Genomic DNA, 15,831 nt, shown 5'->3' with positions numbered 1-15,831 from the left:
CCGGACTTGCCTTTCGGCACGGACCGGGCTTTGGCTCGCGCCAAGCGAAGAAGTCGCGGCTCGCGGGCCGCGACCGCGTTCCAGCGAGGACGACGGCCCATGATCGACGCCTATACGGTCTTTGGTTCGCAGGTGCGGCGCCACGCGCGCATCACGGCTGACGAGCTGCCGCCCGAGGCGGTCTGGTTCGACCTGCGCAATCCGACCCGCGAGGAAGAGGACGCGATCGAGAGCCTTTGCGGCATCGAGGTGCCGACACGCGAGGAGATGCGCGAGATCGAAGTGTCCAGCCGCCTGTATTCGGAGGACGGCGGGGACTTCATGACCGCCTCGCTGGTCTACGGGCTGGACGAGGGGCGACCGGACTTCGGGCCCGTCACCTTTATCCTCGTCGGCCAGCGTCTCGTCACGCTCCGCTACACCGACCCGCGCTCGTTCCAGATCTACTCCAACAAGCTGTGCCGCGGCGAAAGCGCCGACGGCGGCAACGCGCTTAGCGTCTCGTCGCTCAAGCTCTATGGTCCGCCGCCGGCGCCGCCCAAGCCCTCGCGCATGCGGGGGCCGACGGCCGATTCCATCGCGATCGGGCTCCTGGAAACCGTCATCGACCGAATGGCCGACCTTCTCGAATCGATTGCGGCCGATCTCGACCGGATCGGCTCCGACATCTTCCGCTCCTCCAGCGACAACACCCCGACCGCCACCTCCGACTTCAAGGAACTGCTTCAGCGCCTCGGCGCCGCCGGCGACCTCGCCTCGCGCACGCGGGAAAGCCTTGCCACCCTCGACCGCCTCCTGCCCTTTCTTCAGTTCGTGCTGGACCGGCGCAAGCCGCAGAAAGAGCTGAAGATGCGGGTCAAGGCGATGGCGCGCGACATCCACTCGCTCAACGACTTCGTGTCCTTCCTGTCCAACAAGACGACCTTCCTGCTCGACACCACGGTCGGCATGATTTCGATCGAGCAGAACGCCATCATCAAGATCTTCTCGGTCGCCGCGGTCGGCTTCATGCCGCCGACGCTGGTCGCCTCGATCTACGGCATGAACTTCGTCCATATGCCGGAGCTCAACTGGAGTTTCGGCTATCCGCTCGCCATCGTCCTGATGGTGCTCACCGCCGTCTTCCCTCTCCTGTTCTTCCGCTACAAGAAGTGGCTCTGAAAGGATCGTTCCCATGCGCGACGAACGCCTGGCGCGTCTTGCCGTCCTGATCGACGCCGACAACGCGTCGGCGCAGATCGCCGACGGCCTGTTCGAGGAGATCGCCACGATCGGCGAGGCCAGCGTGCGCCGGATCTACGGCGACTTCTCGTCGTCGCGCTCAAAAGGCTGGACCGAGGTCCTGTCGAAGCACGCGATCATCCCGCACCAGCAGTTCGCCTATGTCACCGGCAAGAACGCGTCCGACATCGCGCTGGTGATCGACGCGATGGATCTCCTCCATTCCGGACGCTTCGACGGGTTCTGCCTCGTCTCGTCCGACAGCGACTTCACGCGGCTTGCCGCGCGCATCCGCGAGCACGGCGTGGACGTCTACGGCTTCGGCGAAAAGAAGACGCCGGAAAGCTTCCGGCAGGCCTGCCGCCGGTTCGTCTACACGGAGAACCTGCGCCCCGACGCCGTGGTGGCAGCCGCCGCTGCCGCGCCCTCGATCGCGCGTGCCGCCAGCGCCAACCCGCTCCTGCAGCAGGTGATGGACCAGATCGAAACCGACGATGGATGGGTGCCGCTCGGACTCTTCGGCCAGCGGCTTCTCAATCGCCAGTCGGACTTCGACCCGCGCACCTACGGACACAAGAAACTGAGCGATCTTGTTCGCGAATGCGGCCTGTTCGATCTCGAAAAGACGCCGGGCGGGATGCTGCGCATGCGCATGCGGTCGGCGCCGCCGACACCGAAGGCGACCGTCAAACCGGCGCCCGCTCCCAAACCGCAAGCAGCCGCCAAACCTTCGCCCACAGCGAAGCCTGCGGCGCCCGCACGCGCCCCAGCGCGCAAGGCGGCCGAGCCGAAGACGTAGCGGACCTCAGAAGCCGACCGCGCGGACCTCGCCCACTGCGGTCCCCTGCCAGTTGCGCAGTGTCGTGTGCGAGAGGGCCTCGTAACGGTCGGCAAGCGCCGCATCGTGCGGGCGCAACGTGCGGGAGAGGACGGCAGCGACCGCCGCTTCCGACGCGCGCGTCGCCCCGTCGTCGATCTTGAGCGCGAAGCCGAGGCCGAGTTCGGGCACCGCCCCGCAGAAAACGCCTTCCGCCCCGGTCTTCGCGAACACCCGGCCGGGCGCGGCTTCCATCAGCGTGACGCAGGCGCGCCGCGTCCCTGCCATCAGCCACGGTTCGGCCATGCAGGCCTTCATCAGCCGTTGTCCTGCCGCCGCGCGTGCCGCATCGACGTCGTGTCCGGCCGCCAACCGCGCGAAGCCTTCCGCGAAACGGTGCAACGGAGCGGCGTAGGTCGGGATCGAGCACCCGTCGATTCCGGCGGGCTCGTCCTCGCCGGGCCGGGTCCGCGTCAGGTCGGCAAGGACGTCGCGCACGCGCCGCTGCACCGGGTGTTCGGCCGCCACGTAGCCGCTGGGATCCTCGCCCTCGTGGACCGCCGTGCAGAGGAAGCCCGCATGCTTGCCGGAGCAGTTGTTGTGCAGCGGACCGGGCTCCTCGCCGCGGCGGGCGAGCTCGAGCGCCACACGCTGCTCGAACGGCCAGTGGCAGCCGCATTCGAGATGCGCCTCCGCGAGCCCGGCCTTCGCCAGCACCGCCGCCGCGCGGGCGACATGGCCCGCCTCGCCGGAATGGGAGGCGCAGGCGAGCGACAGATCACCGTTATCGAGGCCCATCGCGTCGGCGGCCCCCGTCTCGATCAGGGGTATCGCCTGAAACACCTTGATCGCCGAGCGCGGGAACACGGAGCGTTCGCTCTCGCCGCAGGCCAGAACCGTTGCGCCAGCCGCATCGCAGACGGCGACATGCGCCAGATGCCGGCTCTCGACGGCATTGCCGCGCGTCGTCTCGATCACGATATTCGTGGTCATGCCTGATGCCCCCCGCCAGATCCGTCATGCGATGGGCAGACCTATCACGCCCGTCCCGCTCCCGTCACCGGAACACCGATGATCCTTCTGCGCGCCGTTGTTCTCGGCATCGTCCTCGTCTTCCTCCTGCCGGCCGGGCTCTCGGTCCTGTTTTGGAAGCTCGGCGAGCATCCCGGCTCCTGGCGGGAGGCGGACTGGAGTTCGGCCGCGATCCTGCCGGCGTCCGACGCCGACGAGAACGCGGCGGTCTATGTCTTGGCCGCGCGCACCGGGGGGTTGAAGGGCGCGCTGTCCGAGCATTCCTGGATCGTGATCAAGCCGGCCGGTTCAGGGCGCTACGAGCGCTTCGACAAGGTGGGTTGGGGCTCGCCGATCCGTCGCAACGGCTATGCGGCGGACGGGCGCTGGTATTCCAACGTTCCACGCGTCGTCGCGAGGCTGGAGGGCGAGGCGGCGGAGCGGGCGATCCCGCAGGTTCGGGCTGCCATCGAAAGCTATCCGTTTGCCGCCCGTGGCGGCTATCGCATCTTTCCCGGCCCGAACTCCAACAGCTTTGTCGCGCATGTCCTGCGCAACGTGCCCGATCTCGGCGCGGTCCTGCCGCCAGCAGCCGTGGGGCGCGACTTTCCGGTGGACGGACGCCTTCTCGCGCTGGACACGCAGGCGCACGAGTTGCGCATGTCGCTGTTCGGATACGCCGGGCTGGCGATCGGCGCGCGGAGCGGCTTCGAGATCCAGTTCCTCGGTCTCGTCGCCGGCATCGATCCGTTCCGAGGCCTTCTGAAGATTCCCGGCTTCGGCAGCCTGTCCTTCACCGGTTGAGGACGCGCCGGCCGCATTCCCTGCCGCGCGGATTTTTGCTAGCCGGAATGAAAGGGGCGCACGGACAAGGCCCCAATGGGAGACGGCCATGTTCTTGAGTTGCGGCGACAACCTGTTCGACCTGTTCGCCGACAGCGAGGCGGCCGACGTCTCCCATATCGCGCTCAACGGGCGGATCGGCGGCTCGGCGCTCAACGTGGCGCTGGGGCTCGCCCGGCTCGGCCACCGGTCGGCCTTCTTCTCCAAGGTCTCCAGCGACCTGTTCGGCCAGCGCATCAAGGCCTTCATGGATCGCGAGGGGATCGACCGTCGGCTCGTCATCGAGACCGACCGCAACACGACCCTGGCCATGGTATCGCTCGGCTCGGGCGGCACGCCGCGCTACGACTTCTACATCGAGGGCACGGCGGATCGGTCGATCGATCCGTCCGAGGTGCCAACGTCGCTGCCGACGGACCTCGCGGCGATCCACCTCGCCGGTTCCTACTCCACCGTGGCGGAGCCGACGGCCGGTGCGCTGGCAAGGCTCGCTGCGCAGGAACACCGGCGCCGGTTCATCTCCTACGATCCCAATATCCGCGCCTCGGTGGTGCCCGATCTCGACATCTGGCGTTCGCGGATCGGGGCGACGGTGCCTTTTGCCACCATGGTCAAGGCGAGCGAGGAGGACATCGAGCAGGTCTATCCCGGCCGGAGCGCCGAGAGCGTCCTCGCTGCCTGGCTGGAGGCCGGCGCCTCGCTTGCCATCGTGACGCTGGGCGACAAGGGCGCAATGGCGATGACGAGCGGCGGCGCGCGCGCCTCCGCGCCCGGGCTGTCGGTCACCGTGGCCGATACGGTGGGCGCGGGCGATACGTTCCAGGCAACGCTTCTGGCGCGCCTCTTTGAAGCGGGCCGCCTGTCGGCGGACGGGGTTTCGTCCCTGGCCGAAAGCGAACTGTCGGAGTTTCTCACCTTCGCCGTGCGGGCTGCGGCCCTGACCTGCTCGCGCCGCGGCGCGGACCTTCCTCGCCGCGCCGACCTCGGTCTGCCGCCGCTCGACTGAGCGCATCCCGTAGAGAACCGGGCGGACGGAGCGGCGGGAACCCTGCCGCCCCCGACATTTTCGGACCGCCCCGGCATCCGTTCGGCGAACGTCCTCTGTCCCGCCATCGATCCAAGCAAAGAAAAACCCGCTGCCCAGAAGGACAGCGGGTTTTTCCGTTCAGACTGTCGAAAGGCCGTTGCCGGCCTTCCGGTATCCGCTTCTTAGTTGAAGCGGAACGAAGCCTTGGCCCACACGGTGTGGAAGTCCAGGTCGTCGTTCGACGAAGCCGTGAACGGTTGCTGGACGCCAGCGGCGTTGCGGTAGGTGACCGTGGTGTCGGTCTTGCCAAGGTCGGTGTAGAGGTACTCGAGGCCGAGCGAGAGGTTCGGCGTGACGAGGTAGTCGACACCGGCGCCGACGGCGTAACCGACGTCGTCCGAGTTGGAGTCGACGGTCGGGGTGAAGCCGGCGAGGTTGCCCGTCAGCGTGCCCGGAGCGAAGAACTTCGTCTCGGTGTCGGCGTAGGCGAGACCGCCCGTGGCGTAGACGGCGAAGCGGTCAGCCGCGATACCAGCCTTCGCGCGGACGGTGCCGACGAAGTTGATGTCCGAGGAGATGCCGAACACGTCGGTGCCGAGGCTGTAGGTCGAGGACGACGAGGCGTCGATGTAGTTGATGTCGGCAACCGCACCGATGATGAAGTTGTTGATCTGGTAGTCGTAGCCGACGTGCACGCCGCCGATGAAGGCCGCGTCATCGCTGCTGTCCGAACCGCCCGAGAAAGCGGTCGTCTGGACGACGCCCGTGTTCGGGTTGTAGCGGACGTCGCCGGCGTCGTTGTTGAACGCCACGCCAGCCTGGCCACCGACGTAGAAGCCGGTCCAGGAATAGGCCGGGGCAACTTCGACCACGGCCGGAGCAGCGGGCTCCTCATAGACGACGTCGGCAGCGAGGGCCGGGGTGACGAAGGCCGTCGAGGCCAGGAGAAGGGCGAAACGCTTCATGTTGATACTCCAGTGTCGCCGGGGCGACGTTTCTTGCAACGGACTTTTGGTCCGGAACGTGAGACCCGGTTTCGTCCGGGCTTGAGGCGATTTAGGGTCCGCACCCCTGCCGAGGCAATGGCACCGAAGGCGATCCCGACCGTCATGTGGCAGGTCGGCAACACGGGCCGTCCGCCGGGGATGACGTTCACCGCAATCAATAGGTCGGCAACCTTAAGGCAAGTTTAACCGCGACCTGTGCGGCAAGCCGCCATTCGCGTGGCATTTCAACAAGTTGCCGAGCCGAACGCTGGACGGATCACGAAGATTGTCGTGGCTGTGGGAGTTGTGATCGGCAGGATAGCCACTTGCCCTTGAAACGGGTGGCGGAGCTGCCCTCCTGACCATGTCCGCCGAAATTGAGGATGCCCCGTTTCTGACACGAAACCGCCGCAAGTCCGGAAGTTCGTTAGGATTTTCGCGCGGCTCGCCGTTTCGTCGGAAGATGGCTGCCTTGGGCCGGCGAACGATGATCCCGTTAGGTCACCCCTTGCGCTCTGCCATCGAAGGAGGCATCGTCGCGCCCCTTCAGGCGGCCCGCCTTCGGACGGGCCGCCCGTGGACTTGATCAGGCGTAGATGTCCATCACGTCGGCCAGCAGCTTCAGCGCCTCTTCCTTCGAGCGCTGGAAGGAGTTGCGGCCGATGATCGAGCCGTTTCCGCCGCCGTCGCGGATCGCGCGAACCTCGTCCAGAAGCTCGTCCGTGGTCTTGGCGGCACCGCCCGAGAACACGACGATGCGCTTGCCGGCGAAGGATGCCTGCATGATGTGGCGGACGCGGTCGGCGCCCGTCTCGCCAGCAATTTGGTTCTTCTCGTACGTCGCCTTCGCCTCGGCGAGATCGATGTGGTCGGTCGGCAGCTTCACCTTAATGATTGTGGCACCGAGAAGCGCTGCCATGTGGGCGGCATAGGCGATGATGTCGAGCCCGGTTTCGCCCTCCTTCGTGACCTTGCCGCCACGCGGATAGGACCAGACCACCGTCATCAGACCGCGCGACTTCGCCTGCAGCGTGATCTCGCGAAGCTCCTCCATCATGTCGTAGGAATCGTCGGCACCGGGATAGATCGTGAAGCCGACGCCGACGCAGCCGAGGCGCAGCGCGTCTTCCACCGTGCCGGTCAGGGCCTGGTCCTGCTTGTTGACCAGCGAGTTGCCGCTGTTGAGCTTGAGGATCAGCGGAACCTCGCCCGCGAACGTATCGGCGCCCTGCTCCAGGAGGCCGAGCGGCGCGGCGTAGCCCGACACGCCGGACTCGATGGCGAGGTTGTAGAGGTAGTGCGGATCGTAGGCGACCGGGTTCGGGGCGAAGCTACGGGCCGGGCCGTGCTCGAAGCCCTGGTCGACCGGCAGGATGACGACGCGGCCCGTGCCGGCCAGTCGTCCATGCATCAGGAGACGCGACAGGTTGGTCTTCAGGCCGGGCGTCTCGCCCTCGTACCAGGACAGGATCTTGCGGACGGTATCGGTTCTCATCATCGGCGTGTCTGCCCTCTTCGTCGGATCGGAACGCGCCGGCTTGCACGGCGTCCACGCTGTCATGCGGTCGCGTCGCCCGTCCGTAAAGTGCCGCTCAAGATGGTCGACACATTAAAATCGGTTCAAATAGTCTCCCGGCCTCGGCACCTTCCGAAGTTGCTTAACGGCGGGCCACGATCGACCGCCGCATTTCTTGTCCTATGCAGAGGCGAAAAGCTTCAGACCGCGATGCAAACAGAAAAGGAGGGGCAAGCCCCTCCTTCCGCAGTCTTCTAGCGATGGAAACCGGGTTCAGTCGCGATAGTAGCCGACGGTGCGCTTGCTGCGGCCGACGACGCCGCCGACGGCACCGGCGATCAGGCCGAGAAGCAGGCCGACGAAAGCGCCGAAGGCCGCGCCGGAGGCGGCGTCCGCCGCTTCGCCAGCGGCCTGACGAGCCTGAGCCACGGCCTGGTCGTACTGCTGCTGGAACTGGTTCAGGCGCTGCTCCGCCTCGGCCTGGCTGATGCCGGCCTGGGTCGAGATCACCTGAACGGCCGCGCTGCGCTGCTGCGGGGTCGCGTCCTGGCCGAGACCCTTGAAGATCTCCGCGGCAGCCGCCGTGAGATCCTGCTGGCCCGTGGCCTCGCGGGCCTGATTGGCCGCCTGCTGCGCCTGGTCCTGCGCCTGGCCGGCCGCCTGCTGGGCCTGATCCTCACCGCGCGCGAGGAGCTGGCGAGCCTGGTTCTGGAGCTCGGGCGGCAGCGAGTCGATGGAGTTGGGCACCACGGCCTTCACCGCCGAGCCGAGCGACGAGACCGTGGAGCCGAGCGCGCCGAACGCGGTCGTCACCAGGGCCGATGCGCCGCTGGTCAGGAGGTACACGGCCACGAGCGTCGCGGTGGCCCAGGTCGTGACGCCATGCAGCGCTGCGTCGCGCTTGGAGGCGCTGCCGGCGAAGCGCGCCGCGGCGAAGGCACCGAGGAAGGTGGCGATGAGGACGGTCGCGATCGCCCAGATACCGCCGGCCGAGCCGAACGTCGAAAGCGCCGGGCTGTCGCCGCTCTGCGGATCGAGGGTGGCAAGACCGATGCCGAAGCCCAGAAGCGCCAGCATCACCTGGAAAACCAGCGCAAGGATCGTGCCCGCAATGATGGCGCCCCAGGATATGCGCTTCACGGGCGCCGCTGCATATGCACTGCGATCGACGACATCGACCATCTCGATTACTCCACCTATGACTCGACCGCTTGGCTTTGCGGCGGTGTGATGTTCCTTCCGGCTCGGGGCCGGTTGCCAGAAGTGAAGATGGAGCGTCCCGGTGGTTTTCCAGGAGGTGCGAGTTGAATTCTGTCTCGCGCGATAGATCGTCAGCGAGACTTCGAATTGGCACCCAAGTGCTGACGGACCTCGGTGTGCGCCTGATGGCGACCGACCCCGGCTTCGTCCGGGCCCGGATGGGCCTGCGCGTCACGTTGACGGCGGCGCTCGTGCTGGCGTGCCTGACCCTGGTCTACCGGACGATGATCCCGCTTTCGCCTGCCGCATTCTCCGCCGGCCTGATCTTCGCGATCCAGGGCGTCGTCTCGATCCGCGACCCGTCCGCTTCCGCGCGTCTGCGCACCCGGCTCCTGTCGGCAGCGGCCGGCATCGGCCTCCTAACGATCTGCAGCCTCCTGTCGGCGCAACCACGCGTCGTCGATGGTCTGTTTCTCGCTGTGGCCTTTGCGGCGGTCTACATCCGACGCTGGGGGCAGCGCTGGACGGCGGTCGGCATGTTCGCCTTCATGGCGAGCTTCGCAGGAGCCTACTTCCGTCCGCACCTGTCCGAGATGCCTGGCATCGCCCTGGCCATCGTCGTCACCGGTACGGCCGCCCACCTCGTGCGCGATGTTGTCGTGCCGGACCGCCCGGTCGGGGATCTGAAACGGGCGCTTTCCGGCGTCGATCATCGCGTCGGCCGGGTCGCCGCCCTGATCGGCGAAGGGGGTCGCGAGGGATGGACCGATCGCCGCCGCCACCGCGTGCGGCTGGCCCACCAGGGGGTGCGCGACGCGATGGGGGTCGTGGAAGGCATGCTTCCGGACGAGCCGAAGCGCGGCTCCGCCACGCCGGGCGCGACGCCCCTCGCGATCGAACTCTTCGATCTCAACCTCGCCCTCGAGTCCGTTCTCGGGGAGGCGCTGGCGCAGGAGGGCCCGAACGAGACGGCGAGACGGCACCTCGCCGATAGCCTGCGCCGCCTTGCCCGCCTGCGACGCCGCCTGCGACGGGCGGCCACGGCGCTGACCGAGGCCGATCTCGCCTCCGATGTTCCGGCCGGCACCTCGACGGGAACGAAGCTTGCGACGCCGTTCTGGAACGACGACGCCGCACGAACGGCGATCCAGGTGACACTCGCCTGCGCCCTCGCCATGGCCGGGGGCATGTGGCTGTCGACGGACCGCTGGTTCTGGGCGGTCCTGACGGCCTTTCTCGTCTTCACCAATGCGCAGTCGCGAGGCGACACGGCCATCCGGGGGCTCGGCCGCGCCGCCGGAACCGCTTTCGGCATCGTGGCGGGAATGGTTCTGGCGACGCTGATGCACGGCCAGTTCGCGCCGAGCCTCCTCCTGTGTGCGCTCTGCACCTTCCTGGCCTTCTTCTTCCTGCAGGTATCCTACGGGACGATGACCTTCTTCATCACCGTGACCCTGTCGCTCGCCTACGGGCTTCTCGGGAACTTCACGCCCGAACTCCTGGTCCTCCGGCTGGAGGAAACGGTGATCGGTACGGGGTCCGGCATCCTCGTGTCCTTCCTCGTGTTTCCGCAGCGGACGAGCACGGCCACCGGCAAGGCCGTCGCGGCATTCCTGAAGGACCTCGACCGCCTCCTGCAGGCGATCGAGGAGCGGCTCGACGGCAACGCGTCGGACTGGCGCATCTATGCGATCTCGCGCGCCCTCGACCGACGACACGCCGCCATCCTGTCGGCGAGCCGTCCGCTCGGCCGCACCTGGGTCTCGGGCGCACGGCGGCGCTCCGTGCGGGTCGGGCGCCTGCGCTCGGCGGTGATCAGTCACTGGGCCCACCGGCTCGCGGCCGCCTCGATCCGCCGGGTTGTCGATCCGCCGGCGCTGCGCCGCGAACTGGCGCGGTGCCGGGGCGCCATCGCCGCGGTGTCGGGTCCGGAGTTCTTCCAGCGATCGGCGACGCTTCCCCGGCTCGCCAGCGATCGCGATCGAGAGGCAAGCGCCGGCGACGAACTCGATCCCGTGCTCGCAGCCCGGGCGATCACCCACACGCTGGCGCAGCTTCTGCCGGAAAGCGCCCCCGGCGCTGGCGCCAGGCTGGGTCGGGTGCCGGGAAGCGTCTGAAACGGCTTCACAAACCGGCCCCGGACGTGGCATTGCCGCATCACCGGAAGACTTTCCCTGGCCTGAGCCGAAGTTTCCCTGGCGCGGTCGTCGTTCCGCCCTCTTTCTGACGGCTGCGTCGTGGGCATGCGCCCTGCCGAACCGACATTTGTGAAGGACCTTCGCCGCGTGACCTCGCTCCTCCTCGACCAGCGCCGCACCCGTTTCCTCCCGCTTCTCGGCGGAGCGGTGCTGCTTGCGCTTGCCGGCTGCCAGAGCGGCCCGACGCTTCAGGCCATCAGCCTCGACCAGGCGCAGGGCTCGGCGGAGAACCTGTCCTCCCTCACCGCCGCCGTGAACGCCGATCCGCGCAATCCGGAAGCCTACAACGTGCGCGGCATCGCCTATGGCCGGTCGGGCGACAACAAGCGGGCGATCCAGGACTTCACCACCGCGATCCAGCTCGATCCCAACTTCTATCAGGCCTATGCCAACCGGGCCCTGGTGCTGCGACAGACCAACCAGAACGCCGAGGCGGTGGCGGACTACAACCAGGCGCTCAAGATCAATCCGAACTACGATTCGGCCTATATCGGGCGCGGCAACATCTACCGCATCGCCAACCGCAACCGCGAGGCGCTAGGCGATTTCCAGCGCGCCATCGACCTCAACACGACCGATCCGCGCGCCTACCACAACCGCGGCCTCCTCTATCAGCTCGACGGCCAGCACCGTCAGGCGATCGAGGATTTCGCCACCGCGATCTCGATGGATGCCAATGCGCCGGAGCCCTATTCCGGCCGGGCCGTGTCATACCTCGCGCTCAACAACGTCGAGGACGCGGCGGACGACATCAACCGCGCCATCCAGCTCGACGGCAAGCGAGCCGAGTTCTGGGCGACGCAGGGCCTCGTCCTCGAGGCGCGCGGCGACAAGGCGAAGGCGTACCGTTCCTTCGCGCACGCCGCCTCGCTCGATCCGAGCTACCAGCCGGCCAAGGACGGCGTCGCGCGCACGCGCGGCTCGGCCGGCGGCGCCGGGGCCTGACGTTTCAAGCCGTCACGTTTCGTGACGGCGGGCATGCGAAGCCTAGCGAAACCAACGGCATGGCAAATGGTTAACGGCGCGAACAAGCGTTCCTAACCGAGTGTCCATTCCATGAAGAAGACCATTCTCGCCGCCCTCGCCCTGGCCTCCGCGGCCGTCCTACCCTCCGCCGCAGAGGCGGGAGCCAAACTCGGCACGCTGGTGTGCAAGAGCGAGGGCACGATCAACCAGGTCGTCTCGTCCAGCGAGACGGTCCTGTGCAACTACGTCCCCTTCGGCAGGACGCGCGCCACCGAGACCTATGTCGGCACGCTCGACACCTATGGCGTCGACCTCGGCATCACCGGCCGCACCCTGATGACGTGGTCGGTCCTCGCCGCGAGCTTCCAGGGCGGCCAGCCGGATTCGCTCGCCGGCCGATACTACGGGACGAGCGTCGACGCATCCTTCGCACTCGGCGTCGGGGCCAAGTCGCTGATCGGCGGGCCGGACCGGGGCTTCACGCTGCAGCCGACCAGCGTCCAGATCCAGGAAGGCGTCAACGCCACGGTCGGTGTCGCGCGCCTGACGCTGGACGAGGCGCAGCCGGTCGCCATGATCTACAAGCCCTGACCCAACGCCGGACGCAAAAAGGGCCCGCACTCGGTGCGGGCCCTTCCTATATCGGACGTTTGCAATCGTTCAGTGATGCGTCTGCAGGTCGGGACGGTCCGTCTTCGCCTGGGTATCGCCGCCGAGGATGTAGCTCGCGACGAGGAAGAAGACGATCGCTGCGAGCACGCTCAGGATGATGCCCGCGCTGGCGACGAGGCCAGCCAGCATGCCGACCAGGATGGCGACGATCGCGATGGAGCCGTACTTCACCAAGGCCAGGAACCCCATGTAGGTCCTGTCATGCTCGGCATAGTCCATCGTGGTGCCCTTCCACTCGTAGCCCTGATCCTCGGCCATTCGCTCAATCCTCTCCACTACGCCCTGTTGCGCGTTGTTATACGGGAAGCGGGCGGAGTGACAATCGCCCGCGCGCAACGCCGGTCATGAAAACGGGGCACCGAAGCGCCCCGTTCCGCGGTTTCATGCTGCGCGCGTTCTCAGGCGGCCTGACGCTTCTCGTGGCGGCCTTCCTCGACCTCCTCGATGATCTTCGCGATGAAGGCCGGCAGGTCGTTCGGATTGCGCGAGGTGATCAGCGCCTGGTCCGTCACGACCTCTTCGTCGTGCCAGCGGCCGCCAGCATTGACGACGTCGGTCTTGATCGACTTGAACGACGTCACGTCGCGATCCCTGACGATGCCGGCCTCGACCAGCAGCCAAGGCGCGTGGCAAATGGCGGCCAGCGTCTTCTTGGTGTTGTAGAAGTCGCGCACGAAGGACACGACGGTCTCCTCGGCGCGCAGCTTGTCCGGGTTGATCTGGCCACCCGGCAGCACGAGCGCGTCGTAGTCGTTGACGGAGACCTGCGAGAGGACCTTGTCGACCGGTACGCTCGCGCCCCAGTCGGTTTCGTCCCACCCCTTGATCGAGCCTTCCTTCAGCGACACCACATGGACGGTGGCGCCGGCCGCGCGGAGCTTCTCCAGCGGCTGCATGAGTTCCGACTGCTCGAAGCCGTCGGTGGCGAGAATGGCGATCTTCGATTCGCGAATGCTGGGCATCGGATGGTCCCTTCGGATCGCGGACATGCCTCGACCGGGTCGTAGCCCCGTCTGATGTCCGCCGGTGTTGGTGTTCGCCTCACCAACGGTCGCCTCCCGCGACGGTTCCTGCCTTATTCCTCGCTATCGGCCTCACCGTCGATCGCCGCGGCCGCATGCCCATAGGAGAAGCCGGCGCGCATGAGCGCAGCGACGTCCCGATCACGCCGCTCCACGCGTTCCCGCAGGCGGTGCGGCCCGAGGCGTCGCCGCTTGGCGAGGCGGCGCGCGGCCTCCGCTTCGTCGGTCTCGTCGTTCGCCATGACGGCGGCCACCGTGTCGCGGTCCACCCCCTTTTCGGCCAGCTTCGCGACGCTCTGCCGCATCGAGGTGCCGCGCCGGCGCAGGGATGCCAGGCGCGCCTCGGCAAAGCTCCGGTCGTCGAGAAGTTTCAGTTCCACGAACCGCGCCACGGTCTCCCCGATCAGCGACTCGAAGGGCGCCGCCTCCTCGCCGCGCGCGTGGGCGCGCCGCATGACCTTGCGCTCCAGGACACGGCGGAGGTTCGCCTCGGTGGAAGCGTAGCGTTCGAGGTAATGGCTGGCGGCCCGGAACAGCCAGTCGCGGGTGATCGGGCGCGGGGTCTTGGCGTTGCGGGCAGCGGCGTCGGTCATTCAGCTCATGTAGGCCGCGGCACGGCCGAGGTCACCGGCCCCGAACGGGAAACGGCCCCGCGCGCGACGCGCCAGGGCCGTTTCCCGTTGCTGCATTGAGAGCTTGGATCAGGCGGCGGCTGCGGCCACCTCGAAGGAGCCCGGCTCGCGGATCACCGTCGCGGCATCCACGTCGTGGCCGAGAATGCCGATCTCGTAGGCGATCGTGGCCGCCTCGGCACGGGCTCGCTCGATGCCCGGTGCGACGTCTTCGCCCAGTGTGAACAGCGTGCCGCCATGCAGGAAGGGCGTCTCGTAGGCCGCCCGCAGAACGAGCCCGACCTCGAGCCGCGCCGTGGTGGAGCGCTCGATCATGCCCTCGATGGTGCGCGCGACGCGGCTCGGAATGGTGGTGACGCCGCTGGCGACGAAGGCCCAGTCGCGACCGCGACGACCCTTGTCGGCCTCGGTGGCGAGCAGCCGGTCGGTGGCGAGCGCCGCATAGGCCGAAAGCGGCGAGAAGCGGACCGGGATCAGCGCGCGGTCGGACAGGCGGGCACCGGCACGGATCATCTCGGCGTTGTCGCCGGCGTCAATTACCGCCAGATCGCCGCGACGGCGAGCGGCGCGCACGATGCGCTCCAGCGTGATCTCGTCGTCCGCCACCTCGACGGTGCAGAGCGCGGGACGACCGGGCTTCCGCGCCCAGTCCACGAGATCCTTGTCGCGGCCCGCATCCACCAGCACGACCGGAATGTCGGCGGCGGCGGCGACGCCGGCGAGCGTCAGGGCAAGGGTGGTGGAACCGGAGGTCTTGAGGGAGCCGATCGACAGGACGGGCGTCATGGAATTTCCTTCTGGAAGCATCGAGCCGTTCCCGGGAAGGTTTGGCCCACGCACCCGGACTGGCGGGCGAAAAGCGATGTGGATCGTTAAAGCGCTTCCTGCTTGACCGGGCCTTGCGGTCGCGCGATCCGATGAAAATGTGATTCGCGCTTGCACCTTCTCGAGGACCACGACCGTGCCAGACCATGCGACCCTGATCGCCGTGCCCGCCGATGTCAGGCGTTTCGAGAACTACGAGTGGCATGCGGCACCCTCGACCTACCTCGCCGCGATTCTCGAGGCGGCCGGAGGCGTGCCCGTGATCGTGCCAGCGCTGGTGGACGAGGGAGCGCTCGACCTGGTGTTGGCCCGCGTGGACGGCGTCCTCGTCACCGGTTCGGCATCCAACGTCCACCCGAGCCGCTACGGCGTCGAGCCGACGAGCGCGCACGAACCCTTCGACCCCGCGCGCGACCGGCTGACCGAGGCCCTGATCCGCAAGGCGCTGGCGCGCGAGGTTCCGCTGCTTGCGATCTGCCGGGGGCATCAGGAGCTCAACGTGGCGCTGGGCGGCTCGCTCGCGACCGAGATCCAGGACTTCGAGGGGCGGATGGATCATCGCGCGCCGACCCATCCCGAACAGGACGCCCGCTTCGCGCTGCGCCACCCGGTTGCAGTCGAACCCGGCGGACGGCTGGCGGCGATCGTCGGCGACGGCGCGGTCGAGGTGAATTCGCTGCATCGGCAGGCGATCGACCGGCTGGCGGAAGGGCTCCGCGTCGAGGCGCGTGCGCCGGACGGCACGGTGGAGGCCGTGTCGGTGGCCGATGCGCCGGGGTTCGCTCTCGGCCTGCAGTGGCACCCGGAATACTGGGTGCTAAGCGATCCCGCCTCGCGTGCGATCTTCGAAGCCTTCGGAGCGGCCTGCCGCGCCTATCGCGACGCGCGGGCCTGA

16 protein-coding genes are annotated in these 15,831 nt (G+C 67.8%); 8 read left to right on the top strand and 8 right to left on the bottom strand.

Annotation, left to right across the window (positions count from 1 at the left end):
- Positions 1-99: 99 nt before the first annotated feature.
- Together AUL34_RS05530 and AUL34_RS05525 are read left to right on the top strand one after the other, a co-directional pair.
- Entirely contained in the window at positions 100-1,161 is a 1,062-nt protein-coding gene (locus AUL34_RS05530) for a magnesium transporter CorA family protein (protein ID WP_061932017.1), read from the top strand.
- A 13-nt stretch (positions 1,162-1,174) separates the two neighbouring features.
- Positions 1,175-2,020, top strand: a complete 846-nt coding sequence (locus AUL34_RS05525) for an NYN domain-containing protein (RefSeq protein ID WP_061932015.1) — start codon at positions 1,175-1,177, stop codon at positions 2,018-2,020.
- 6 nt (positions 2,021-2,026) lie between these two features.
- Here the strand turns inward: AUL34_RS05525 and AUL34_RS05520 are convergent, their stop codons facing one another.
- Positions 2,027-3,031: an asparaginase gene (locus AUL34_RS05520; RefSeq protein ID WP_061932012.1), complete on the bottom strand. Its 1,005-nt coding sequence runs from the start codon at positions 3,029-3,031 to the stop codon at positions 2,027-2,029.
- A 78-nt stretch (positions 3,032-3,109) separates the two neighbouring features.
- Here AUL34_RS05520 and AUL34_RS05515 point away from each other — a divergent pair, with 78 nt between their 5' ends.
- Positions 3,110-3,853 carry a DUF3750 domain-containing protein gene (locus tag AUL34_RS05515; protein WP_061932010.1) on the top strand — a complete coding sequence of 248 codons (744 nt, stop codon included), beginning with the start codon at positions 3,110-3,112 and terminating at the stop codon, positions 3,851-3,853.
- A gap of 88 nt (positions 3,854-3,941) precedes the next feature.
- Positions 3,942-4,898 (top strand): carbohydrate kinase, encoded by a 957-nt coding sequence (locus AUL34_RS05510; RefSeq protein ID WP_061932009.1) that lies wholly within the window; start codon positions 3,942-3,944, stop codon positions 4,896-4,898.
- A 203-nt stretch (positions 4,899-5,101) separates the two neighbouring features.
- On the opposite strand, the gene AUL34_RS05505 is transcribed toward AUL34_RS05510, so the two are convergent.
- The 3 genes from AUL34_RS05505 to AUL34_RS05495 all read right to left on the bottom strand — a co-directional run bounded on the left by AUL34_RS05505 (position 5,102) and on the right by AUL34_RS05495 (position 8,561).
- Positions 5,102-5,884 (bottom strand): outer membrane protein, encoded by a 783-nt coding sequence (locus AUL34_RS05505; protein ID WP_061932007.1) that lies wholly within the window; start codon positions 5,882-5,884, stop codon positions 5,102-5,104.
- A gap of 607 nt (positions 5,885-6,491) precedes the next feature.
- A complete protein-coding gene (locus tag AUL34_RS05500; RefSeq protein ID WP_061932005.1) occupies positions 6,492-7,403 on the bottom strand; it encodes a class I fructose-bisphosphate aldolase in 912 nt (303 codons plus the stop codon).
- 291 nt (positions 7,404-7,694) lie between these two features.
- Entirely contained in the window at positions 7,695-8,561 is an 867-nt protein-coding gene (locus AUL34_RS05495) for a hypothetical protein (protein ID WP_210168809.1), read from the bottom strand.
- Between the two features lie 218 nt (positions 8,562-8,779).
- Here AUL34_RS05495 and AUL34_RS05490 point away from each other — a divergent pair, with 218 nt between their 5' ends.
- The 3 genes from AUL34_RS05490 (at position 8,780) to AUL34_RS05480 (ending at position 12,376) form a co-directional block, all read left to right on the top strand.
- Positions 8,780-10,738 carry an FUSC family protein gene (locus AUL34_RS05490; protein WP_061932001.1) on the top strand — a complete coding sequence of 653 codons (1,959 nt, stop codon included), beginning with the start codon at positions 8,780-8,782 and terminating at the stop codon, positions 10,736-10,738.
- 126 nt (positions 10,739-10,864) lie between these two features.
- Positions 10,865-11,764, top strand: a complete 900-nt coding sequence (locus AUL34_RS05485; RefSeq protein ID WP_061931999.1) for a tetratricopeptide repeat protein — start codon at positions 10,865-10,867, stop codon at positions 11,762-11,764.
- Between the two features lie 111 nt (positions 11,765-11,875).
- Positions 11,876-12,376 carry a DUF992 domain-containing protein gene (locus AUL34_RS05480; RefSeq protein WP_061931997.1) on the top strand — a complete coding sequence of 167 codons (501 nt, stop codon included), beginning with the start codon at positions 11,876-11,878 and terminating at the stop codon, positions 12,374-12,376.
- A 69-nt stretch (positions 12,377-12,445) separates the two neighbouring features.
- Here the strand turns inward: AUL34_RS05480 and AUL34_RS05475 are convergent, their stop codons facing one another.
- From AUL34_RS05475 to AUL34_RS05460, 4 genes are all read right to left on the bottom strand, one after another.
- Entirely contained in the window at positions 12,446-12,715 is a 270-nt protein-coding gene (locus tag AUL34_RS05475) for an aa3-type cytochrome c oxidase subunit IV (protein WP_061931995.1), read from the bottom strand.
- Positions 12,716-12,855: 140 nt separating this feature from the next.
- Positions 12,856-13,419, bottom strand: a complete 564-nt coding sequence (locus tag AUL34_RS05470) for a type 1 glutamine amidotransferase domain-containing protein (RefSeq protein WP_061931993.1) — start codon at positions 13,417-13,419, stop codon at positions 12,856-12,858.
- 113 nt (positions 13,420-13,532) lie between these two features.
- Positions 13,533-14,072 (bottom strand): regulatory protein RecX, encoded by a 540-nt coding sequence (locus AUL34_RS05465; protein ID WP_061931992.1) that lies wholly within the window; start codon positions 14,070-14,072, stop codon positions 13,533-13,535.
- 108 nt (positions 14,073-14,180) lie between these two features.
- A complete protein-coding gene (locus AUL34_RS05460) occupies positions 14,181-14,897 on the bottom strand; it encodes a hypothetical protein (protein ID WP_061931990.1) in 717 nt (238 codons plus the stop codon).
- Between the two features lie 175 nt (positions 14,898-15,072).
- Here AUL34_RS05460 and AUL34_RS05455 point away from each other — a divergent pair, with 175 nt between their 5' ends.
- Positions 15,073-15,831: a gamma-glutamyl-gamma-aminobutyrate hydrolase family protein gene (locus tag AUL34_RS05455; RefSeq protein ID WP_061932253.1), complete on the top strand. Its 759-nt coding sequence runs from the start codon at positions 15,073-15,075 to the stop codon at positions 15,829-15,831.

Source organism: Aureimonas sp. AU22 (assembly GCF_001463745.1).
Lineage (GTDB): Bacteria > Pseudomonadota > Alphaproteobacteria > Rhizobiales > Rhizobiaceae > Aureimonas.
Note: the sequence above shows the minus strand (reverse complement) of the source record. Positions and strands in the feature narration are given on the sequence as shown.

Bases quoted from the DNA above. Each gene is read 5' to 3' on its own strand.
- AUL34_RS05530 (WP_061932017.1), top strand. From the start codon at position 100: ATGATCGACGCCTATACGGTCTTTGGTTCGCAGGTGCGGCGCCACGCG.
- AUL34_RS05525 (WP_061932015.1), top strand. From the start codon at position 1,175: ATGCGCGACGAACGCCTGGCGCGTCTTGCCGTCCTGATCGACGCCGAC.
- AUL34_RS05520 (WP_061932012.1), bottom strand. From the start codon at position 3,031: ATGACCACGAATATCGTGATCGAGACGACGCGCGGCAATGCCGTCGAG.
- AUL34_RS05515 (WP_061932010.1), top strand. From the start codon at position 3,110: ATGATCCTTCTGCGCGCCGTTGTTCTCGGCATCGTCCTCGTCTTCCTC.
- AUL34_RS05510 (WP_061932009.1), top strand. From the start codon at position 3,942: ATGTTCTTGAGTTGCGGCGACAACCTGTTCGACCTGTTCGCCGACAGC.
- AUL34_RS05505 (WP_061932007.1), bottom strand. From the start codon at position 5,884: ATGAAGCGTTTCGCCCTTCTCCTGGCCTCGACGGCCTTCGTCACCCCG.
- AUL34_RS05500 (WP_061932005.1), bottom strand. From the start codon at position 7,403: ATGATGAGAACCGATACCGTCCGCAAGATCCTGTCCTGGTACGAGGGC.
- AUL34_RS05485 (WP_061931999.1), top strand. From the start codon at position 10,865: ATGCGCCCTGCCGAACCGACATTTGTGAAGGACCTTCGCCGCGTGACC.
- AUL34_RS05480 (WP_061931997.1), top strand. From the start codon at position 11,876: ATGAAGAAGACCATTCTCGCCGCCCTCGCCCTGGCCTCCGCGGCCGTC.
- AUL34_RS05475 (WP_061931995.1), bottom strand. From the start codon at position 12,715: ATGGCCGAGGATCAGGGCTACGAGTGGAAGGGCACCACGATGGACTAT.
- AUL34_RS05470 (WP_061931993.1), bottom strand. From the start codon at position 13,419: ATGCCCAGCATTCGCGAATCGAAGATCGCCATTCTCGCCACCGACGGC.
- AUL34_RS05465 (WP_061931992.1), bottom strand. From the start codon at position 14,072: ATGACCGACGCCGCTGCCCGCAACGCCAAGACCCCGCGCCCGATCACC.
- AUL34_RS05460 (WP_061931990.1), bottom strand. From the start codon at position 14,897: ATGACGCCCGTCCTGTCGATCGGCTCCCTCAAGACCTCCGGTTCCACC.